The organism is Neptunomonas sp. (assembly GCF_016744175.1).
Taxonomy (GTDB): domain Bacteria; phylum Pseudomonadota; class Gammaproteobacteria; order Pseudomonadales; family Balneatricaceae; genus Neptunomonas.
In genome coordinates, this window is the sequence record NZ_JADGEV010000001.1 from 129,627 (window position 1) to 149,872 (window position 20,246).

Consider the following 20,246-nt stretch of genomic DNA (forward strand, 5'->3'; position numbering starts at 1 on the left):
TGGTGGTTGCGTGGATATTGTTTATATCAGGTCCTTACAGGTGGAAACGGTCATTGGTATTTATGACTGGGAGAGAGAAATTCGCCAGACGGTTATATTGGATTTGGAAATGGGTACTGATATTAGACAAGCAGCACTCACTGAAGATATTGAAAATACACTAAACTATAAAAGTGTTTGTGATCGTTTGATTGAATTTATAAGTACTAGTGAATTTCTTTTGGTTGAGACGATGGCCGAGGAGATCGCGGAAATTGTCATGAAAGAATTTAATGTACCTTGGGTTAAGCTTGGTTTAGGCAAGCCAACGGCAATTCCTGAAGCGGCCAGTGTTGGCGTTATCATCGAAAGAGGTGCGCCTCTTTGATCTCTCGTGTGTATTTAAGCATTGGTAGTAATATCAAACGTTATCACCATGTGGAAGCTGGCCTAAACAAACTTGAAGGACTCTTTTCTCCTCTTATTATTTCTTCTGTTTATGAAAGCGAAGCGGTAGGATTTAACGGAAATCCTTTTTTAAACTTGGTAGTTGGATTTGATACTAAATTGAGTGTGGGTGCTCTGTTGAAGATTCTGAAAGGGATCGAAGATGATAATGGGCGGGTACGTGGTGGGCCTAAATTTGCTCCAAGAACATTAGATGTTGATATTCTAACGTTTGACACTCAAGTAGGTATTATTGATAAGGTTCAGTTGCCTAGGGACGAAATACTTACGAATGCATTTGTCTTGTGGCCATTGTCAGAAGTTGCTCCGCTTGATGTTCACCCTATTGCTGATAAGTCCTATCAGACACTTTGGGATGAGTACGATAAAAAGCAACAGAAGTTATGGGCAGTTGATTTTCAATGGAAAGGTCGGCAGATCTCTACTTTTCAATCCTGACATATTTCTAATTGTATGCGCTTTAATTCACTCCCCAAAGCGGCTCCTTTATAGCCTTTCTTAATAAGTTCTTGAGGGTTAATATCTTTTAGCTTATTTAAGAGGGCTTCCAGTTTTCCAGTTGGTAAACTCCCTTGATATAATGCCAAGCTCAGTAACTGACATGCCTCTATTACTGGCCCCAGTCGCTCTGGGCGTCTAAGTAGGTCAAGTGTCTGGATGAGAGTTAATTTCTCTTCTGCACTGCTATCTGACCAATGGTGCATAACCTTGATTGTTTTGTGAACGTGAATGGCTAAATCTCTATAGTAGTTTGGTATTTTTAGTTGTTGGCAAAAGTTGAGTACTTCACTTTCGGTATTGGTTTTGTCCATAAAGCACAATGAAGATAGTGTGGCAAAGCGTATATCTTGTTTTGTGTTCTTGGAAAATGATTTTTGTAGTGCAGTTGCCGTTTGTGAGCCGATGAGCACAGAAAAGCGTGGAAAGAGTGTTTTAAGTGCGTGAGTATCATGCAGTACTTGGAAGAACACTAAAGGGGACGTTTCTCCTAAAGAGCGTTCCATTTCTTGCCAGACTCGCTCGCGAGTTAAATGTTCCAGCTCATCAGTAGCTGAAATATCCTGCATTAACTCCAGTGTTTCAGAGGCAAGAGTAAAGCCTAAGTGTGCATATCGTGCTGCAAAACGGGCAACTCGCAAAACGCGAAGAGGGTCTTCGCTAAAAGCGGGTGATACGTGACGTAAAATTTTAGAGGTTAAATCTTTTTGACCGCCGTATGGGTCAAATATTTGACCATCACTAGATTGAGCCATGGCATTAATGGTTAAATCGCGGCGTGATAAATCTTCATGTAAAGTTACATCGGGGCTGGTGTGATATTGGAATCCTGTATAGCCTTTGCCGTTTTTTCGTTCGGTACGTGCTAAGGCGTATTCCTCTCCGCTAGTTGGGTGGATGAAAACAGGGAAGTCGCTACCAACGGGTTTATAGTTTTGTTCTAGCATCTCTTGTGGAGATCCGCCAACAACGACCCAGTCTTTATCATAAACGGGGTAGTTTAAGAGTTGATCCCTTACGGCACCACCTACGAGGTATATCTTCATGAAGTTTGCTATGCTTCTATTTTATCAGGGTGAGATACCGTCCAGGATTCAAATCCGCCATCAAGACTGCTTACTTTCTCGAATCCTTGATGTACAAGGTATTGGGCCGCTGATTGGCTGCTAATTCCGTGGTAGCAGCAGACGATTAGAGGTGTTTCAAAATCTGCAGCCATCATAAATTCATGTAAGTTGTCGTTGGATAGGTTAAATGCACCAGGAATATGTCCTTGATTAAAGCTTTGAGTGTCTCTTATGTCTGCTACTACAGCGCCTTGTTGTAGCCACTCAATGGCTTGTTCTGAGTTGATGCACGTATATTGATCCATATTATTACCTGTTAGTAAACGATGTCTTTTGTAGGCTAGGTGCTTGGAAATACGTTAAATCATCTAACCGTAATGCCGTTAGTTTATCACCCCAAATGCAGCCGGTATCCAAAGCAAAAACTTTAGCTGCATCTGTTTTTCCTTGTAATGCAGCCCAGTGGCCAAAAACAATGCTCTGCTCGGCTGTTTTCCTCTTAGGGTGTTTATACCATGGGAGATAGCCACCTGGCTGTGTTTCTAATCCGCCTTTAGATGCAAACTCTAGTTCTCCTTGGAGAGTACAAAAGCGCATGCGCGTGAAATAGTTAGTGATAATTCTAATTCTATCCCAGCCTTTAAGATGGTCATCCCACGTGGTTGGTGTGTTTCCATACATATGCTTAAAAAAAATCTTGGCTTGTGGGGCACAGCTAAGTATTTTTTCTACTTCCCGAGCTAATTGTTGAGCTTTGGTAATCGACCATAAAGGGGGTATGCCGGCATGTACCATGGTAAAGTTAAGTTTTTCGTCAGTATGTAATAAAGGCTGTTGTTGTAACCAATGCATTAGTTCTTCACGATCAGGTGCGTCTAAAATGGCATCAAGCGTATCACTCTTTTTTTTCTTTTTAGCGCCATTATGAACCGCTAAAAGATGAAGGTCATGATTGCCAAGAACACTAATCGCTCGCGGGCCGAGTTGTTTGATAAAGCGCAGCGTATCTAACGATTTAGGCCCGCGATTAACTAAATCACCACATAGCCAAAGTGTGTCATTTTGATTGAAATTAATAACGCTTAGAAGGTTCTCGAGTTCATCGAAGCAACCTTGAATATCGCCGATAGCATACGTTGCCATACGTTACCTTTTCTTACTCGGTTAGTGTAAAGCGTTGGGCTGAGCCAGAGTAAATGCTGGAATGGGCGCGTCAAAACGCTCTCCTTCAGCAGTTTCCATGGTGTAATGGCCAAACATACTACCAACTCTTGTAGCTAAGACAGTACCGCTGGTGTACTGGTAGCTAGCATTAGGTTGGATCAGTGGTTGCTCGCCTACAACACCTTCGCCCTCTATCTCTTGTACATGCTCATTGCCATCTGTTACAACCCAGCGTCGGCTTAGAAGCTGCACTGCTTGGTTGTACTCATTTGTGATGGTTATATTGTAAGAGAATACGAAACGGTGTGATTCTGGATCCGATTGCTGTGGAAGAAAACGGGTCTCAATATCTATTTTTATTTGTGTGCTGGGGTCGAATTGATCCATGAAAGCTCAGTTATCTCAATTGTGGCGTCAAAAAATCAGCAATGGTAATAAAGTCCTTTAACGATAAACGTTCTGGACGTAGCGATGGGTCAATATTAAGCGCTTCTAACTGTTCTGTGCTGATGAGCTCTTTTACGTTATTGCGTAGTGTTTTACGGCGGTGAGCGAAAGAGGTTTTGACAATCTGTTTTAGCACAGCAGGGTCTTTAGCAACAAAGGGAAGCTTTTTGTGGGGAGTTAGCCTCACAATCGCTGAATCTACTTTTGGTACTGGGTTGAAGGCTTCGGGTGGGACAACAAACAGAGGCTCAACATCGCAATAATACTGCGCCATAATGCCAAGACGGCCGTAATTGTTTTCACCTGTTTTGGCGGCAAGCCGGTCAACAACTTCCTTTTGTAGCATGAAATGCATGTCTAAAATTTGGCCTGAGTGGCTTAGCAAGTGAAAGATCAGCTGTGTTGAAATATTGTAGGGAAGGTTGCCAACAATTCTTAGTGGTCGGTCATCTTCGCATAGGCTTTTGAAGTCAAACTTCATAGCGTCAGCTTCAAAAATTCGAAATTTATCTTCGTATCTGAAAAACTTAGTACGCAGAATAGGAGGTAGGTCTCTATCAAGCTCAATAGCATCAAGCGCTCCCGCTTCTGCTAAAATTTCTTCTGTTAATGCGCCAAGCCCAGGGCCGATTTCAACCATATGGTCACTCGGGTGGGGGGCTATAGATCGGATGATTTGTCTAATAATTCCTTGGTCTTGTAGGAAGTTTTGACCAAAGCGTTTACGAGCTTTGTGCATAGCGGGTTGTTTATGACTCATGAAGACTCTTTGACTTGTTGCGTGACATCTCGCCCGCATAATGAATAGCTAACGTTAAGCTGCCAATATCTGCTTTGCCTGTTCCTGCAAGGTCTAAGGCGGTTCCATGATCGACAGAGGTTCGAATAATAGGCATGCCAAGTGTAATATTGACGGCATTGCCGAAGCCTTTGTATTTAAGTACAGGTAGACCCTGATCGTGGTACATCGCCAAAACGGTATCGCATTGGTCTAAATATTTTGATGTAAACAAAGTGTCGGCAGGAAGAGGGCCTTGTAGCAGGTAGCCTTTACTACGTAGCTTTTCAAGCACTGGCTCAATGGTATCTATCTCTTCTCTTCCCATATGGCCACTTTCACCAGCATGTGGGTTAAGACCAGAAACGATTATTCTTGGTTTTTCAATACCAAAAATATGCACGAGATCGTGTTGCAGTACTTCAATTACATCGTGTAGCAACGGTTCTGTAATGGCGGCTGAAACTTGGCTGAGAGGGATGTGAGTGGTTACTAAGGCCACTCGCAGGCCCTCGGTTGCAAGCATCATAACAACTTTTTTAGTATCAGTGAGGTCTTCTAGAAATTCAGTATGGCCCGAGAAATTGATGCCTGCATCGTTGATAATCCCCTTATGTACAGGAGCTGTCACCATTGCATCAAATTGGCCGTTCATACAGCCATTTGCAGCCAGTGTTAATGTCTCAAGAACATACTTGGCATTTTCACTGTCTAGCTCCCCTGCGGTGACTGTTCTGCTCAATTGAACAGGCAGTACTTTTATAGTTCTCGCTTGCGTTGGGGATGGATCATCCTGTGGGTTAAATTTTTCTATAACGATGGGCAAGTCTAATTGGCGTGCGCGAGCGTAGAGTAACTCTGGATCGCAAATGGCAATGAGCTCGTTGGAATGAGCGTTTTGTGCCAATTGAATAATTAAATCGGGGCCAATGCCCGCCGGCTCTCCGGCGGTAATCGCGAGTCGTTTACAGTTTGACATTATTGTTTTATCTCAACATAAGCAGCTGAACGAATTTCGCGAACCCAGTTGCCTAGTTCTTCGGTGAACTTGCGCTTACTGATGGTAGCTTTTGCTTGAGATTCAAGAATTTTATCACCCATGTCCTGCGTGCGTCTGTCTTGTACTTCCAGAATATGCCACCCGAAACGGGATTCAAAAGGTGAACTTATCTCATTGATGGATGTTCGTGCCACGACCTGATCAAATTCTGGAACCATCTGTCCTGGAGAAGTCCAGCTAAGGTCGCCTCCTTCAGATCCACTAGCGGGATCGTCGCTTAGTTCTTTTGCAAGCTCAGCAAAAGACTCGCCTTGTTGTAGGCGTTTGTGAAGGCGCTCGATTAGCTTCTTAGTCTGAGCAGGTGTACGAATTTCGCTTGGTTTAAGCAAAATATGACGCACTTTTGTTTGGTTTACCAATTGAGGTTTGCCACCACGCTTATCTCTTAGCTGGATAATATAAAAACCAGTAGGTGCTTTCATAGGAGAGCTAATGTCACCCGGTTGCATATCGCCAACAATAGAGGTCAATGCTTCAGGAAGTTCATTGCTCTTTCTCCAGCCTAAATCTCCACCGTTTAAGGCGTTGGGCGCACTTGACGTTGCAATAGCTGTTTCGGCAAAATCTGCTTTATCCATCAAGGTTTGGTGGATAGAATTCGCTTTTGCTTGTGCTGCCTGAATTTGCGTTGAAGATGCTTGTTCAGGTATGCCCACTAATATCACAGAGATTAAAAGTTCTGTTTGGTTAATGGTTGCTGCGTCAGATTTTAGGAAATTTTTGATCTCTTGATCTGACACGCGAATACGTCGACTTACGTTACTTTGTTGAACTTGGGCGATAAGCATTTCACGACGAATTTGCTCTCGAGCAGCAGTGTAATCTTGACCTTCAGCGATCAGTGCGCCTCTGAATTGGTCAAGTGTCATGCCATTTCGGCTGGCAATATTGTTCACAGCATCGTTGAGTTGACGGTCAGTGACTCGTATTCCTTGTCTAGTTGCCAACTGAAGTAGAATGTTGTCGAGAACTAGTCTGTCGAGTACTTGAGGAAGAAGGATGTTGTCCGGTGGTATGCGTTGCTTTCTGGTCGTCAGCTGATCACGTATTATCTGAATTCTCTGCTTGAATTCTGACTCTAAAACAATATCATCATTTACAATTGCAACAACACTGTCTAGCTTAATAGGCGCTGCATGTAGGTGACTGCTAAGAAACAAAGTGCCTAGGGCTGCAAGGCTAAAGTTACGTATTTTCATAAGATTAGAATTGATCATTTATCTCTTCACGTTGTTCAAATCCGGTTATTTTTTCGATGAAATCGGTGCTGCCGCTACTACCAAAACTACCGAGTCCTTTAAGAACAAACTGGAGGTATAAAGCAGTATCTTTTTCATCATTATCTTTTAGCCACTGGCGTGTAATTATACGAGTTTTCCAGCAGCAGCTTTCGTATTCAAAACCTAAAGCTGTGTCTATATTATCATTAGTAAGCCAATCATATTGCCAAACACCTAGGGTTGACCAGCTTTTGCTTATCGGCCAGATAAAAGATGCTGTGCTTTGTTCACGCACATCATCAGAAAAACGATAACTAAAACTGATGATGCGATTAATATCTTCTTGATAACGAACAGATAAATTGTTCTCGGTATTTTGAAGATCTTCATGATTGAAGTTGGCGTTGAAGTTGATGTTCATTCGTCTGTTTGGCCGCCAAGTAGCGCTAGTAGCAATATCTGAGTAGTTGGACGTGCTATCCGCAGGTGTGCTGTTACCAAGGTCTACGAAGCGATCATCAAAGTAGATAGCTTGCCCAATGCTTGCGGTTACCGCCTCTCGCCCTTTTTTATCGATCAGTCGGCTAGTCACCCCAAGAGATAGCTGTTGAGTATCGCCTATTCTATCGTATCCACTAAAGCGGTTGCTTCGAAAAAGAGATGCGTAATCAAAGCTATATGCTGTTGTATCAAAGTCAGGTATGTCTGATTGGTTTTGGTTGGATACATAGAGTGCGTATAAGCGAGGCTCAAGAGTTTGTTGGTATGTGTTTCCTAGCAATGTAAAGTCGCGATCGAAAAATAAACCTGAGTCAATACTTATAACCGGGGCAGTAACTGAGGGTGAGTCATTTAAGCCGTCTAGTTGGTTGTTAAGTGAGTACTGCGAGTGCCATAGTTTAATGCTAGGTTTGATGTATCCACTCAGACTGCGAAATGTTGCGCTAAGTTCTGGCTCTGCATGTAAACGGCTTCCTGTAATGCGGTCGCTGCCTGTTAGTCCTGTCAGGTCTCTATCAAACTGTGTTAATTGAAGTAAATAGTTAGCAGATAGCCAGTCTGAACCTAGTGATGGACTACCAGAGATTTGAAATTGAGGTAAACGGCGGTAAGGCGTTATGTTGTCAACATCAATAGTTTGGTAGCTTTGTAAAAGGAACTCAGCCTGCCACTGATTGCCATAGTAAGAAAGGGCGCCGCTTTGGTTTAGGTGGCTTTCTTGGGTGATATCTAACCTTGTGCCAAGATCATCAAAATAGTTGTTATCACTGATGCTAAGATAGTCTATTTTGCTTCTCCAGCGCTCATTAGGTGTTCCACTGTGCTGAATGCCGAGTAACCATCTGTTTTTTCCCGTTATATTGTCATCGGGTAAATATGATGTGCTTAAAGAGTTAAGCGAATATGAATTCATATATCGGAATTCATTTTCTAGCATGAATCCTCGTTTCTCAAGAAATCTAGGTGAAAACGTGTCGTCGATGTTAGCGGCAATATTAAAATAGTAAGGGATGGTAAGGTCTAGGCCCTCGGTGTCGGAGTAGCCAATAGATGGATATAAAAAGCCTGAATGACGCCTGTCATCTATTGGAAAGTGGAAGTACGGAACGTAGAGTACAGGTACGTCAGATACACGTAACGTGGCATGTTTGGCCCACCCAAAGCCTTCTTCTTTGTTTAAATGTATCTCTTTAGCTGAAACTTTCCATGTGTTCGTATTGGGCGGACACTGAGTGTAATCACCTTCTTTTATCGTAATAGTCGCGTCTTCATTGCGAGAAATTCTAGAAACAGAGCCCCGAACACTGTTTTCATATAAAACATACTCAGCGTCATTCAGTATTGTTTTTTGCGAGTTTGTATTTGATTCAGCTGTTTTTCCAGTAAAAAGTAAACCAGGCTCCCGATATGTTGCTCCTCCCACTAAGCTAATATCACCCGTTTCTTGATTTATGGTTGCCGAGTTACTGTAAAGGCTGCGTGATCCTTGCACAATTTTGACACTTCCCGACAGTGTTGTGCCTTGCCCAAGTTCGGACTTTGCTTCTGCGGCATCAACAAGAATAGGTAGAAGTTGAAAGGGTGTGCCATCATCTTCGGGCAAAGGTGGCTCAATGTAGCGCCCACTACAATGGTTGGGTGCTCCCTCGTTGTCTAAGTAAGGTTGCCATCCTAAATGAGCATAAGGAGAATCGGGCAGTGATTGCGAATCAATGTTGACTGATTGTGTGCTTGTTTCTTCATTAGGTGCGTTTGTTGTTTTGGTTTCTGTCTTCTTTATAGAGTTGGTGGTTTTTACCAAAGAAGGCACTGCTTTGACAAGCGGTGGTTGTTTTTTGTAATTATTAATTATTTTTGGCTCAGCTGGGCTATTTAGAGAAGTTTGCTTGCTGCTGCCGGTTGTTCTGATGCTATTGTTATGAGTTGGCTCTGCTTCTGTTATAGGAGCAGCCTTTTCTTGAGGCGCGGCAATAGTGCTTGAGCAGTCCCACGTTTCTTCAGACTTCTTGCAATTCCAACCATTTTGCTTTGCAAATGCTGGTTGATATTGAACGAGTAGCGCTGCTGTAATAGCAATAGTGAGTGTGTATGACTGTTGTCTAAGAAAAGGCATTCCAGAGGTTCCATTAGCGGATAAGCAGCCAGCATAAGTAGTAATTGACTCTATATTCATTTGTGTAACTGGCAAAGTCTGGAATAATAAACATTCAAACGATGATGTACCAGAGGAATCAGCATAATGGGTCAACGGTTATCTACTTTATTGGGTTGGATTGAAGGGCTAAGGGCTTCTCGTGAAGTGGATGTTGAAGAAGGGTGGGAGTTGCAGCCTGTTTCTGGTGACGCGAGTTTTAGGCGATATTTCAGAGTTATTTCAAAAGGGCGATCGTGGATTGCGGTGGATGCTCCACCTGAACATGAGAATAGTAAAGCTTTTGTAGATATTGCTAAGTCATGGTCTGCAATGGGTGTAAATGTCCCTGAAGTTATTAGTGCAGATTTAGAGCAAGGGTTTATGTTGCTGAGTGATTTTGGTGATCGCCTGTATCTGCCTGCCCTGTTGCAGGGTGATGCTCATTACTTATATCAATGTGCAATCAATGAACTCTTTAAAATACAGCAGTGCGATACAGATCCCCTTCTAGGTTATGACAGAGGCTTGCTGAATCGAGAGATGTCACTGTTTCCTGAGTGGTTTATAAAAAAACAACTTCATGTTGATTTAAACCCTAGCGAACTTGAAGCGATGGAATCGGTTTTTTCTTTTCTTGAAGGCGCTGCTTTGGTTCAGCCGTTGGTGTGTGTGCATCGTGACTTTCACTCACGTAACTTAATGATAACCTCTACTGAGGCGCCGGGTGTTATTGATTTTCAGGATGCAGTGAAAGGTCCCATCACTTACGATTTAGTTTCTTTATTGCGAGATTGCTATATTAGCTGGCCTGATGCTGACGTATATTTATGGGTTAATGATTTTCGGGAGGCTCTCGTTGAAAAAGGATTGCTGTCTCATGATGTTTCCAAGGCTGTATTTGAGCGTTGGTTTGATTTGATGGGAATGCAAAGGCATTTAAAAGCAATTGGGATTTTTTCGCGCTTAAGTATGCGTGACGGTAAGCATAACTATTTGCAGGATATACCGAGAACATTAAAATATATTACTGCTGTTTGTCATAAGTACCCTGAGCTTAAATCTTTTAAAGCACTAATCGAGTCTAGAGTTGAGCCGGCAATGAGTTCAGTAAACGGCTTCGATGAAGCTCCTCTATGAAAGCGATGATCTTAGCCGCAGGTTTAGGTACTAGGTTGCGCCCCTTGACCCTGAAAACACCTAAGCCGCTTGTGTTGATCAATGGTAAAGCATTGATTGAGTATCATATAGAGAACCTGTCAAAGGCGGGCTTTACAGATATTGTGATTAATCATGCTTGGTTGGGTGAGCAAATAGAGGTGGCCTTGGGTGATGGGGCTAAGTGGGGAGTTAATATTATTTATTCTTCAGAAGGTGAACCATTAGAGACGGGTGGAGGAATCTATCGGGTGTTGAGTAAGCTTTCAAATGCAGGGGAGGCATTTGTTGTTGTTAACGGTGATATCTTAACGGACTTTGATTTCTCGTCACTTAGAGGGCTAGAACCTGATGTAGCCCATTTAATACTGGTAGATAACCCTGAGCATAACCCGGAGGGGGATTTTTCTTGTATGCCTGATGGTTTGGTTGATATGCAAGGGGATAAGTATACTTTTTCTGGTATCAGTGTATTAACACCAAAACTGTTTGCTGGCTGTGTTGAAAATGCTTTCCCATTGGGGCGGTTGCTTAAAAGTGCAATTGTAAAAAGAGAGGTAAGTGGGGCAGTTTATGATGGGAGTTGGATTGATGTGGGTACTCATGAGCGCTTAGAACAAGCAGAAAATTATATAAAAGAGAATACATGAAATGGCATTTGACTCGCAGGAAGTAGGGCGCAACTTTGGAACATCAATCTTAAAGTACCGCAATGGGATAATAATCGGTGCTGTGGTCGGAATGTTGAGCGGGGGAGTTTGGGGGTTAGTTTTTGGTGGAGTGATTGGTGGGTTGCTTAGTAAGGCGGTTGTTAAAGCGCTGACGGGCGGGGCGTCTCCCCAAGCTGCATTTTTTAAAGCGACATTTGCTGTTATGGGAAAGGTAGCAAAAGCGGATGGGCGCGTTACAGAAGATGAAATTCAGTTTGCACGTGATGTTATGGCACGTATGAATTTGTCTGAGGAGCGTAAGCGTGAGGCTATGGGGTACTTTTCTGAAGGGAAAGATGCAGCATTTGATATTGCAGACGTATTAAGGCCGTTGTCTCGTGTCATACAGGCGCAGGCGTCTGTGAAAATCATGTTTGTTGAAATGCAGCTTCAAGCGGCGATGGCTGATGGTCAGATTTGTCCTGCTGAACTGGCGGTCGTACAAGAAGTGTGCACTTTGCTGCGTATGTCAGGTGCGGAAATGGCTGCTTTGATGTCGAGAATGCAAGCTCAGCAGGCTTTTCAGCAGCAGAGTTATCAGCAGCATCAGCATTTTCAGCAAGCCTCTGAGCAGAGTTTGCTAAAAGAGGCTTATGGTGTTTTGGGTGTTGAGGATAGTGATGCGGAGGCTGATATTAAAAAGGCCTATAGGCGGCTAATGAGTCAGCACCACCCAGATAAACTGGTTGCAAAAGGTTTGCCGCCGGAAATGATGCAGCTTGCCAAAGAAAAAACGCAAGAAATTCAAGCTGCATATGATCGTGTAAAAACGGCACTCAAAGGCTGATTTTAGATGGGCGTCTGCTTTTTGCGGGCCCCGGGTTGCTGGTTGGTAGAGGGAGGTGGTGCTGGCGGGGTATTTATCACCTTTTCTTCTGCATTAATAACATAAGTAGTCAGAAGGCCTCTAGTGTAACGAACTAGCCATTCTTGACCTGGTAGTTTGTTCGTTATTTTTGGGAGCCTGCTTTGGTGGTAGTTATTGAGCTGGTTTCTACGTGCAGTCTCGATGCGCTGGCGGGGTTGTTGTTTCTGGGTTGTTGAAGCGCTCTTTGGGTTGGCGCTATACATATCTAATGTCGTTAGTGTTAATTCTGGTATTAATTCGAGTAGTGCTGGTGCACTAATATCACTCGATTGTTCTGCATTGATAATAATTAACTTAAAGTTAGCTTGGTCTTGCCATTTAGCGGCTAGTGCTGCTGCCCACGTTGCCCCAGTTCCTGTGCCTATTAGCACAATGCGATTGATTCCTTTTTGTTGTAAGGCTTGGATAGCTGCAGTACCGCGCTGCATAATATTATTATAAGTCTGTGGGATTGGGGAGTCTGTGGTTTTGCTCTCTTTGGCTATTGCTGGAGTGGCTATGGATTCATCAAGAGCCGTCGGCTCTACTGGCTCGCCTTCGCTTTGTAGGGGCTTATTTTTGATGACCTTTAATGAAGGTAGCGTTCTGATGGGGTGGTTTGGTGTGACAGGTGGGGGTAAGGCGATAGCAAGTGTTGACCAGCCAAAATCGGTTAAGCCCACTCTGAGGGGGTTGGTAATAAGAGGCCATTTTGGGTGTGTTCTGTCGTCAGGTAATATGATTACGCCGCCATGTGTTATTGCGCCGCTACTTTCTTTATAAAAAGCATCAAATTTATCACTGTCGGTATTTAGTTGAATTACCTCTGCATTTTGATTGTTCTGAATTCTTGATAAGTCAATGAGAAGAGATTGCTGTGGGTTTGGTTCAATTCTGATTTTACTTTGTTGGGTCTCGGATTGTGTGGCAGGCGTTGTTGGTTGGTCTTGAGTTGTTTTGGTAATGTCTTCTGCCCAGGATGCATGACTGCAAGCAAAGTTTAAAAGTACGATTATAAAAAAAGTATTGTAGAAATTGCGTGTTTTAGTATTCATTCGTTGATTATCAGGAAAAAAAACTATCCTGCAAGTCTGGCGCTGTAAATAGACTCCTGCTTGGGTACAATGAACTTTCTTAAAACAGTGATGGAAAGTAAATGCTATGTCCGATTTTAAAATAGCCCCTTCGATTTTATCTGCAGATTTTGCTCGCTTAGGTGAGGAGGTCGATAATGTTTTGAAGGCTGGTGCTGATATCGTTCATTTTGACGTGATGGATAATCATTATGTTCCAAACTTAACGATAGGCCCTATGGTATGCAAGGCTTTAAGAAATCATGGTGTTACGGCGCCTATTGATGTGCATCTGATGGTGAAACCGGTAGATCGAATGATTGCTGATTTTATGGCTGCTGGAGCAACATACGTTACATTTCATCCTGAGGCGTCAGAGCATATCGATCGTTCATTGCAGATGATTCGTGATGGGGGTTGTAAGTCTGGATTAGTGTTTAACCCCGCAACTCCATTGCATTATCTAGATTACGTGATGGATAAAGTGGACATGATATTGCTTATGTCGGTTAACCCTGGCTTTGGAGGGCAGTCATTTATTCCGGGTACGCTTGATAAGCTGAGAGAAGTTAGGCAGCGCATTGATGCAAGTGGAAAAGATATTCGTTTAGAGGTTGATGGTGGTGTGGGTGTGGCTAATATTGCAGAAATAGCATTAGCTGGCGCAGACACCTTTGTTGCTGGTTCAGCAATTTTTAATACGAATGACTACGAACAAACAATAACAGAAATGCGTGCCGAGCTTGCCAAGGTAAGTGGAATGAAGTGTTAATAAAAACACTGTTTAATGGTCATCTTCCTCGGCTAGTTATTTTTGACTTAGATGGGACGTTAGTTGATAGCGTTCCTGATCTCTCTTTGGCTGTTGATCGTGCTTTGTTAGCTTTAGGTCTTTCGGAGGTAGGGGAGGCTAATGTGCGGCTGTGGGTGGGCAATGGGGCGCAGGTTCTAATTGAACGTGCATTACGACATGTTTTACTAGAAGTGCCTGAGAAGGTGTTTGATCAGGCATATTTATTGTTCCTTAAAGAATATGAGTGCTGTCTTGCGAGTCGTAGTCGCCTTTATCCGGGTGTGCTGGAAACACTTACGCTTTTAAAAGAAATGAAAATTCCGATGGCTGTTGTGACAAATAAGCCTATTGCTTTTACTCATCCAGTATTACGCGGGTTAGGGGTTGATTCGTACTTCGCTTCTGTATTGGGAGGTGATTCTCTCCCAGCTAAAAAGCCAGATCCATTACCTTTAAACACGTTGATTCAAGAATATAACCTTTCTGCAAGTCAGGTATTGATGGTAGGGGACTCAATGAGTGATGTTTCGGCTGCAAGATCGGCTGAATGCCCCGTTGTTGCAGTTTCTTATGGATATAACCATGGGGTAAATATTATGGAGTCTTGCCCGGATAAAGTTATAAATAGTTTGTTGAAGCTTTTGGAGTAGTGATAGTTAATCAATTATTGATTAACTAGTAAGTCTGAAGCTTAAATATAAGCACTGGCGTTAATGGATAATACTTCTGTTGCAAATTATATAATTCAAAAGAGCCTTGCGAAAAATAATAATTAATTAACAAATTATGTACTGTCGCTTTTTTTATGTGTGCTATCTGTATGAAAATTAAATGTTTTGCTTGAAAGGTCTGCTTTCTTGTATCCAAACAGAGACAGTATATTTGCTTTATTCGTAGGTTGAGGTTTGTTAGTGTTGTCGGTGCAGTTGATACTGTTGATATACAAAGGGTTGGGATTTTTGGCACGTTTTTTTCATAGGATGAAAGAAAAATAATAATTACATCGATGTAGGTCAATAACATTATGAGATGGTTAGAATATGGCTATAGTCTATGAATTAAGTAATGATCCTTTTTTGTTAGCGCAATATTATAGAATACGAGAAAGTTGTTTTAGGGCTGAATTAGGGTTGTCGTTATTTGACGGTAGTGAAGATCACCATGATGTTCCAGGTCAAATTCTGATTATCCGAGAAGGAGATGTATGTTTAGGTGGTGTGCGAGTTAGTGGTTATACACCAGGGGATTACGGGCAATTGCCTGTGGAAAGTTCGGAATTTTTATTAAGAAATGAATGCTCAGACTTTTTGTTAGCAGCAGACAGTTATTGTCAGTGGTCTAGGCTGGCTATAAAGCCCGAGTTTAGGAATAGAGTTGATGTATTGCACTTGTGTGAAAAACTAATAGAAGTTGCTTTGAGTCAAGGGTATTTGTATTCATTCTATGTTACGGGTAGTGCGCGTACGCGTCTGTTTCAGAAGCTTCATCTGAAATTAGGCTGCAAGTACGAGGTTTTGCATGATGTGTTGCTACCTGTTGAAGAAGGGTTTGAGTCATTGCCGCACTTGCTTTCGGTTGCGCGCCTAGATAGAAAAGCTATTCCATTTGTTGCTGTCCTAGAAGAGCGGGTTGCTTAGAGGGTTGAAGGAGCGGTAAAGAATATCTAGGATTAGGTTTGTATTTTAGTCTAATAAATTTACTTATTAGATAGTCTCTAGGATGCCGTTCTGGCATCTTGGGCATATTCTCTTTTTTCAGTGTTTTTCATAAAGCATTAATGTTCTGTGTGTTTATATCTCTGGGTTTTCATGTGTTGTGATTAAATTGGATGCATGGCTTTTATGCTTGTTTCTTCCATGCAAGTAGATTTTTTTAGGTCTGCTTGCTAGGTATATGTGGGTGTGTGGGCGGTCTAAGAAGATTATATTATGTGAGATAATGTTAAGAGTTTATGCTAAATTTAATAGCAGCGAAGCGTAGTGAAATAAAAGCTGCGTATCTATTAAGGGTTAGGGGGCTGTAAATGCTTGTCTTACAAGGGAAAATGTTAGAAAAAATCAAGGTGCTTCTGGCTGCATCATTCATAGCAATGGTTTCTGGTTGTGCTAGTAATAGCGCATACCCTCCTGTCGCTGAAGAAGAGCGCTTTGTTCAGGCAGATTATAATTATGTTATTGGTGCGGGTGACGACGTTGAGATTTTTGTTTGGGGGAATAGTGAGTTATCAACAACCGTTCCTGTAAGACCAGACGGAAAAATCACAACGCGTTTAGTTGAAGACTTAGAGGCAAGCGGTAAAACGTCTACTGAGTTGGCTCGAGAAATCGAGGAGATTTATTCTGAGTATATTAAAAACCCTGTAGTCACTGTTATTGTTGATGATTTTGTCTCTGTTCCGAGTCAGCAGATTCGAGTTGTTGGAGAGGGAGCGAAACCTCTAAATATTCCATATAGTAAACACATGACCTTACTTGATCTGATGATTCAAGTGGGCGGGTTGACTGAGTTTGCTGAAGGTAATGATGCTGTTCTTGTTAGAAGTTTTGATGGCGAGCAAAATACATATAGTTTGCGTCTAGATAGCCTTTTGAAAGACGGAGATATAACCGCTAATTTGGCGCTGAAGCCCGGTGATATAATCATTATCCCTGAAGCGTGGTTCTAGAACTAATAATAACTTGGCGTGTTATATAACTTATGCGTGATATTTTAAATCAGTTATCTGAATATATTTGGGGTGTCTGGCGTTATCGTTGGATTGGTTTGCTTATTATATGGTTGATTGCTTTAGGTGGGTGGGTTTTTGTTTCCTTAACGCCTGAGAAGTATTTAGCAACAGCAAGGGTTCATGTTGATACGAATACAATACTTCGCCCTCTGTTGAGGGGGTTGGCTATTCAGCCAGATGTTGATCAGCGGATAGCTTTGATGAGTAGGACGTTGTTAAGTCGTCCTAATCTGGAAAAGCTTATGCGTATGGCCGACATGGATCTTTATATAAAGAACGATGCAGATAAAGACAAACTCTTGGATGAGATTTTGACGTCAATTACGCTCGCTGGTGATAGGCGAAATGCATCATTGTACTCAGTTTCTTTTATGCACGAAAATCGTGATACAGCTAAAAAAGTGGTTCAGTCACTTATTACCATTTTTGTGGAAAGTGCACTAGGTGATAAGCGAAAAGACAGTTCTGGTGCTCAGGAATTTCTAGATAAGCAGATAGCTGATTACGAGCAACGTCTTGTCGATGCAGAAAAACGCCTTGCTGATTTTAAACAGCGAAACGTTGGTGTGCTGCCTGGGGAAACGGGAGGCTATTATCAGCGGTTAGAAACTGAGAAAAGTAAGTTGGAATTGGCTCAGTTGCAACTGCGGGAACTCGGCACTCGGCGTGATGAGCTTGTGCGCCAAATAGAAGGGGAAGAGCCTGTTTTCTTAACAAGCCAAATAGAAAACTCTCCTGAGATAAAGGCTTTGGAAACACGCATTACTTCACTTGAAGGTTCCTTGGACTCTTTGTTGTTACGGTACACAAGAAAGCACCCTGATGTTGTTCAGACAAACGATATGATTGTTGCTTTAAAGGCGAAAAAACGTCGTGAAGAGGCTCGAGTTAAATCATCTGCGCCTGATCAATTTTCCGGTTTGTTGGATAGCCCTGTTTATCAGCAAATGAGAACTATGCTGGCTGAAACTGAGGCTACTGAGGCCGAGTTAAAAACACGTGTTGAAGAATATCAGAAACGTGTGAATGAGCTTGAAGCAAAAGTAGATAATATTCCTTTGATAGAAAGTGAACTGCAGCAACTTGATCGTGATTATGGTGTGATTTCTCAACAGCACAAAACTTTGTTGAGCAGACGTGAATCGGCTTTGATATCAGAAAATGTAGGTCAGCAAGCAAACGATGTTAAGTTTCGTGTCATTGATCCTCCTTTTGTCCCACAAAGGCCGAATGAACCAAATAAGGTTCTAATGAATGCTGCGGTCATGTTATTAGCGCTTGCTGGCGGGCTGGGTAGTGCGTTGTTAATATCTCTATTTCGTCCTGTGATTAGTAATAGGGCTACCTTAGCGCAAGTTACAGGGTTGCCAGTACTTGGGACGGTAATGAAAATACAGTCACCTGTAGCTAAAAGGAAAGCATTGAGAGCTAATGTAGTTTTCTTTTCACTATTAGGGGGGCTGCTAGTGGTGTATGTAGGGATATCTGTATTTCATGGAATGGACTTCTTGATTGCAGGTGTTGATGGATACTTTCAGGAGGTTCTCGTATGAGTATCATTGAGCGAGCTGTAAAGAAGCTAGACCCAAAAAGCCTGCCTGAGAATAAAAAAATTGTAGAGAGTGCAGCTCCTAATGAGGTTGTCGCTCCTGTTGAAAGCCAGCCAGTTACGAAAAAACCATCTTCTAAAGTTGTGGAAAATGTTGCTGCTCAGTTAATCCACATTCCTTTGGCAAGATTGAGTGCATTAGGAATGGTGACTCCAAGCGCGCCTCGAAGTACTATCGCAGAAGAGTACCGTGCAATTAAAAGGCCTCTTCTACAGAATTTAAAAGGTGGCGGGGCTTCAAAAGTAGATCATGCAAATCTTGTCATGGTTGCAAGTGCGTTGTCAGGTGAAGGAAAGACATTCTCTGCAATAAATCTCGCAATGAGCATTGCAATGGAGCAGGATAAGTCAGTTCTTTTTGTTGATGCAGATGTGTCAAAAGCTTCTGCTGGCGGATTGTTAGGGGTTCCTGATAAAGCTCCGGGTCTAATAGATTTGCTTGAGAATAAAGGGATGCATTTTCAAGATGTGGTGGTAAAAACAAATATACCTAATCTGAGAATTTTGCCGGCTGGTAATTTACACCAGCGTTCTACTGAATTGTTAGCAAGTAACAATATGCGTACTTTAATGCTAGAGATATCAGAACGTTATTCCGATCGAGTAATCGTTTTCGACTCTCCACCATTATTGCTAACCACTGAAGCAAGAGTGTTGTCTAACTTTATGGGGCAGATTGTTTTTATTGTGGCAGCAGAGCAAACCTCGCAAGAAGCGGTTGTCGAAGCCTTGCAGCATTTAAGTAGCGACAGTATTGTCGGTATGGTTTTGAATAAGACTCAGAGACAGACTTCAGGGAGTTATGGTTATGGCTATGGCTATGGCTATGGCTATGGCGGTAGACATGAAACCAAAGAAGATAATGTGAAATGATGAATATCCAAAAGCAGGGTAAGTTCAAAAAAATATTTTTGTTTTGCGTTTTGCTGAGTGGATATAGCACGGCTTCTTATGTTCACTCTGCGGATTGGAAAGGTGATACATCGTTAACTGTTAGTGAGATCTATACGGATAATAAGGAATTAACTCATAGTAATACAACAAGTGAATTTATTACGACAATAGCACCGAGTATTTCATTAAATGGTGATGGTGCTAAGGCTGATGTGGTTCTGAATGCTTCTTTAGAGGCGAATTCGTCTAGCGATGGAGATGCTTTCAATCCTAGATTGGGAGCCAAGGCAGATGCTGAAATATTTGAAGATTTGTTTTTTATTGATGCGTCAGCAAATATTACACAAAATACAATAGATGCATTTTCACCAAGTGGTGTAGACAGTTTAAGTAATTCAAATAATACAACAAACACTTATAACTATCAGATAAGCCCATATCTATCACATCGTTTTAAGGGCTTGGCAGAAGTTGTCGGTCGGTATACTTATAACTATCAATTAAATAGCGATAGTGATGTTGGTGATACCAATACACAGAAGTTTGTATTGAATCTTAAAAATGGTACCGATTTTACTCGTCTAACCTGGGGAGCGGCTTTTAACTATAGCGATTCAGGAAGTGATGAAACAGACAGTGAATTACTTGCAACTGATGTTAGTTTGGGCTATCGATTCAACCAGGACTGGCGAGTAACTAGTTCAATAGGAATTGAATCAAATGATTTTGAGTCAAGTCGAGAAGAAAATGACGGTACCCGTTGGAGCATGGCTGCTATTTGGACACCGACAAGTAAAACATCACTAAATATTGGATACGGCGATAGATTTTTTGGAAGTGTGCCCACGTTTGATTTTAGCCATCGTAGCCGTAGAAGTTTAATAACAGCTAGCTATTCAAGGGAATTAACTGATTCTGCAGAGCTTCTTAGCCAGCAGCGAGCATTTCAAACAGAAGATTTTTTTGGCAATCCTATCGATCCAGTCCCATTGTCTAATTCTACTATTAACATCACAAAGGGGGTTTTTGTAAACGAAGCTTTAAGCTTGTCTTATACTTTGACAGGAAAGCGAAGCTCACTAACATTGGCGGGTAGTCATTCCGTTCAGAAGTATGAAGAT

21 protein-coding genes are annotated in these 20,246 nt (G+C 42.1%); 12 read left to right on the forward strand and 9 right to left on the reverse strand.

Annotation, left to right across the window (positions count from 1 at the left end):
* Positions 1 to 10 precede the first annotated feature (10 nt).
* Together folB and folK are read left to right on the forward strand one after the other, a co-directional pair.
* Complete coding sequence (gene folB / locus QZZ55_RS00610; protein ID WP_293264212.1) at positions 11 to 367, forward strand: dihydroneopterin aldolase; 357 nt, start codon at positions 11 to 13, stop codon at positions 365 to 367.
* Positions 364 to 885, forward strand: coding sequence for a 2-amino-4-hydroxy-6-hydroxymethyldihydropteridine diphosphokinase (folK, locus tag QZZ55_RS00615; RefSeq protein WP_366512292.1), 522 nt, complete (start codon positions 364 to 366; stop codon positions 883 to 885). The genes folB and folK overlap by 4 nt, the downstream gene beginning before the upstream one ends.
* Here the strand turns inward: folK and QZZ55_RS00620 are convergent.
* The 8 genes from QZZ55_RS00620 to QZZ55_RS00655 are packed head-to-tail and all read right to left on the reverse strand — an operon-like array spanning position 876 to position 9,355.
* On the reverse strand, positions 876 to 1,991 hold the full coding sequence (locus QZZ55_RS00620) for a hypothetical protein (protein ID WP_293264214.1): 1,116 nt from the start codon (positions 1,989 to 1,991) through the stop codon (positions 876 to 878). The two genes, folK and QZZ55_RS00620, sit on opposite strands and share 10 nt — an antisense overlap.
* Positions 1,992 to 1,999: 8 nt before the next feature.
* Positions 2,000 to 2,317 (reverse strand): thiosulfate sulfurtransferase GlpE, encoded by a 318-nt coding sequence (glpE, locus tag QZZ55_RS00625; RefSeq protein WP_293264216.1) that lies wholly within the window; start codon positions 2,315 to 2,317, stop codon positions 2,000 to 2,002.
* Between the two features lie 4 nt (positions 2,318 to 2,321).
* Entirely contained in the window at positions 2,322 to 3,155 is an 834-nt protein-coding gene (locus tag QZZ55_RS00630; RefSeq protein WP_293264218.1) for a symmetrical bis(5'-nucleosyl)-tetraphosphatase, read from the reverse strand.
* 21 nt (positions 3,156 to 3,176) lie between these two features.
* On the reverse strand, positions 3,177 to 3,563 hold the full coding sequence (gene apaG / locus QZZ55_RS00635) for a Co2+/Mg2+ efflux protein ApaG (protein WP_293264220.1): 387 nt from the start codon (positions 3,561 to 3,563) through the stop codon (positions 3,177 to 3,179).
* Positions 3,564 to 3,573: 10 nt separating this feature from the next.
* Complete coding sequence (gene rsmA, locus QZZ55_RS00640) at positions 3,574 to 4,383, reverse strand: 16S rRNA (adenine(1518)-N(6)/adenine(1519)-N(6))-dimethyltransferase RsmA (RefSeq protein ID WP_293264222.1); 810 nt, start codon at positions 4,381 to 4,383, stop codon at positions 3,574 to 3,576.
* Positions 4,373 to 5,380, reverse strand: a complete 1,008-nt coding sequence (gene pdxA / locus QZZ55_RS00645) for a 4-hydroxythreonine-4-phosphate dehydrogenase PdxA (RefSeq protein WP_293264225.1) — start codon at positions 5,378 to 5,380, stop codon at positions 4,373 to 4,375. Before pdxA ends, rsmA begins: the two co-directional genes overlap by 11 nt.
* Complete coding sequence (locus tag QZZ55_RS00650; RefSeq protein ID WP_293264227.1) at positions 5,380 to 6,678, reverse strand: peptidylprolyl isomerase; 1,299 nt, start codon at positions 6,676 to 6,678, stop codon at positions 5,380 to 5,382. Before QZZ55_RS00650 ends, pdxA begins: the two co-directional genes overlap by 1 nt.
* Positions 6,665 to 9,355 carry an LPS-assembly protein LptD gene (locus QZZ55_RS00655; protein WP_293264229.1) on the reverse strand — a complete coding sequence of 897 codons (2,691 nt, stop codon included), beginning with the start codon at positions 9,353 to 9,355 and terminating at the stop codon, positions 6,665 to 6,667. Before QZZ55_RS00655 ends, QZZ55_RS00650 begins: the two co-directional genes overlap by 14 nt.
* 66 nt (positions 9,356 to 9,421) lie before the next feature.
* Between QZZ55_RS00655 and QZZ55_RS00660 the strand changes: the two genes are divergently transcribed.
* The 3 genes from QZZ55_RS00660 to djlA are packed head-to-tail and all read left to right on the forward strand — an operon-like array spanning position 9,422 to position 11,968.
* A complete protein-coding gene (locus QZZ55_RS00660) occupies positions 9,422 to 10,453 on the forward strand; it encodes a phosphotransferase (RefSeq protein ID WP_293264231.1) in 1,032 nt (343 codons plus the stop codon).
* Positions 10,450 to 11,121: an N-acetylmuramate alpha-1-phosphate uridylyltransferase MurU gene (gene murU / locus QZZ55_RS00665; protein WP_293264233.1), complete on the forward strand. Its 672-nt coding sequence runs from the start codon at positions 10,450 to 10,452 to the stop codon at positions 11,119 to 11,121. Before QZZ55_RS00660 ends, murU begins: the two co-directional genes overlap by 4 nt.
* A gap of 1 nt (position 11,122) precedes the next feature.
* The gene (gene djlA, locus QZZ55_RS00670) at positions 11,123 to 11,968 is read left to right on the forward strand and encodes a co-chaperone DjlA (RefSeq protein WP_293264235.1); all 846 of its coding nucleotides are present in this window, start codon (positions 11,123 to 11,125) and stop codon (positions 11,966 to 11,968) included.
* A 2-nt stretch (positions 11,969 to 11,970) separates the two neighbouring features.
* Here djlA and QZZ55_RS00675 read toward each other — a convergent pair whose 3' ends face one another.
* Complete coding sequence (locus QZZ55_RS00675; protein WP_293264237.1) at positions 11,971 to 13,083, reverse strand: DUF3530 family protein; 1,113 nt, start codon at positions 13,081 to 13,083, stop codon at positions 11,971 to 11,973.
* A 106-nt stretch (positions 13,084 to 13,189) separates the two neighbouring features.
* Here QZZ55_RS00675 and rpe point away from each other — a divergent pair, with 106 nt between their 5' ends.
* The 7 genes from rpe to QZZ55_RS00710 form a co-directional block, all read left to right on the forward strand.
* Entirely contained in the window at positions 13,190 to 13,873 is a 684-nt protein-coding gene (gene rpe / locus QZZ55_RS00680; protein ID WP_293264239.1) for a ribulose-phosphate 3-epimerase, read from the forward strand.
* The gene (locus QZZ55_RS00685; protein ID WP_293264241.1) at positions 13,867 to 14,544 is read left to right on the forward strand and encodes a phosphoglycolate phosphatase; all 678 of its coding nucleotides are present in this window, start codon (positions 13,867 to 13,869) and stop codon (positions 14,542 to 14,544) included. The genes rpe and QZZ55_RS00685 overlap by 7 nt, the downstream gene beginning before the upstream one ends.
* A 390-nt stretch (positions 14,545 to 14,934) precedes the next feature.
* On the forward strand, positions 14,935 to 15,531 hold the full coding sequence (locus QZZ55_RS00690; RefSeq protein WP_293264243.1) for a hypothetical protein: 597 nt from the start codon (positions 14,935 to 14,937) through the stop codon (positions 15,529 to 15,531).
* 386 nt (positions 15,532 to 15,917) lie between these two features.
* Positions 15,918 to 16,559 (forward strand): XrtA/PEP-CTERM system exopolysaccharide export protein, encoded by a 642-nt coding sequence (locus QZZ55_RS00695; protein ID WP_293264245.1) that lies wholly within the window; start codon positions 15,918 to 15,920, stop codon positions 16,557 to 16,559.
* 32 nt (positions 16,560 to 16,591) lie between these two features.
* Positions 16,592 to 18,175, forward strand: coding sequence for an XrtA system polysaccharide chain length determinant (locus tag QZZ55_RS00700; protein WP_293264247.1), 1,584 nt, complete (start codon positions 16,592 to 16,594; stop codon positions 18,173 to 18,175).
* Positions 18,172 to 19,104, forward strand: a complete 933-nt coding sequence (locus QZZ55_RS00705) for an XrtA-associated tyrosine autokinase (RefSeq protein WP_293264249.1) — start codon at positions 18,172 to 18,174, stop codon at positions 19,102 to 19,104. Before QZZ55_RS00700 ends, QZZ55_RS00705 begins: the two co-directional genes overlap by 4 nt.
* The coding region (locus QZZ55_RS00710) for a TIGR03016 family PEP-CTERM system-associated outer membrane protein (RefSeq protein WP_293264251.1) at positions 19,101 to 20,246 on the forward strand (1,146 nt) is incomplete at its 3' end. The genes QZZ55_RS00705 and QZZ55_RS00710, both read left to right, overlap by 4 nt.

Bases quoted from the DNA above. Each gene is read 5' to 3' on its own strand.
- murU (WP_293264233.1), top strand. From the start codon at position 10,450: ATGAAAGCGATGATCTTAGCCGCAGGTTTAGGTACTAGGTTGCGCCCC.
- djlA (WP_293264235.1), top strand. From the start codon at position 11,123: ATGGCATTTGACTCGCAGGAAGTAGGGCGCAACTTTGGAACATCAATC.
- glpE (WP_293264216.1), bottom strand. From the start codon at position 2,317: ATGGATCAATATACGTGCATCAACTCAGAACAAGCCATTGAGTGGCTA.
- QZZ55_RS00660 (WP_293264231.1), top strand. From the start codon at position 9,422: ATGGGTCAACGGTTATCTACTTTATTGGGTTGGATTGAAGGGCTAAGG.
- QZZ55_RS00630 (WP_293264218.1), bottom strand. From the start codon at position 3,155: ATGGCAACGTATGCTATCGGCGATATTCAAGGTTGCTTCGATGAACTC.
- QZZ55_RS00690 (WP_293264243.1), top strand. From the start codon at position 14,935: ATGGCTATAGTCTATGAATTAAGTAATGATCCTTTTTTGTTAGCGCAA.
- rpe (WP_293264239.1), top strand. From the start codon at position 13,190: ATGTCCGATTTTAAAATAGCCCCTTCGATTTTATCTGCAGATTTTGCT.
- QZZ55_RS00695 (WP_293264245.1), top strand. From the start codon at position 15,918: ATGCTTGTCTTACAAGGGAAAATGTTAGAAAAAATCAAGGTGCTTCTG.
- apaG (WP_293264220.1), bottom strand. From the start codon at position 3,563: ATGGATCAATTCGACCCCAGCACACAAATAAAAATAGATATTGAGACC.
- rsmA (WP_293264222.1), bottom strand. From the start codon at position 4,383: ATGAGTCATAAACAACCCGCTATGCACAAAGCTCGTAAACGCTTTGGT.
- QZZ55_RS00655 (WP_293264229.1), bottom strand. From the start codon at position 9,355: ATGAATATAGAGTCAATTACTACTTATGCTGGCTGCTTATCCGCTAAT.
- pdxA (WP_293264225.1), bottom strand. From the start codon at position 5,380: ATGTCAAACTGTAAACGACTCGCGATTACCGCCGGAGAGCCGGCGGGC.
- QZZ55_RS00650 (WP_293264227.1), bottom strand. From the start codon at position 6,678: ATGATCAATTCTAATCTTATGAAAATACGTAACTTTAGCCTTGCAGCC.
- QZZ55_RS00700 (WP_293264247.1), top strand. From the start codon at position 16,592: ATGCGTGATATTTTAAATCAGTTATCTGAATATATTTGGGGTGTCTGG.
- QZZ55_RS00705 (WP_293264249.1), top strand. From the start codon at position 18,172: ATGAGTATCATTGAGCGAGCTGTAAAGAAGCTAGACCCAAAAAGCCTG.
- QZZ55_RS00620 (WP_293264214.1), bottom strand. From the start codon at position 1,991: ATGAAGATATACCTCGTAGGTGGTGCCGTAAGGGATCAACTCTTAAAC.
- QZZ55_RS00675 (WP_293264237.1), bottom strand. From the start codon at position 13,083: ATGAATACTAAAACACGCAATTTCTACAATACTTTTTTTATAATCGTA.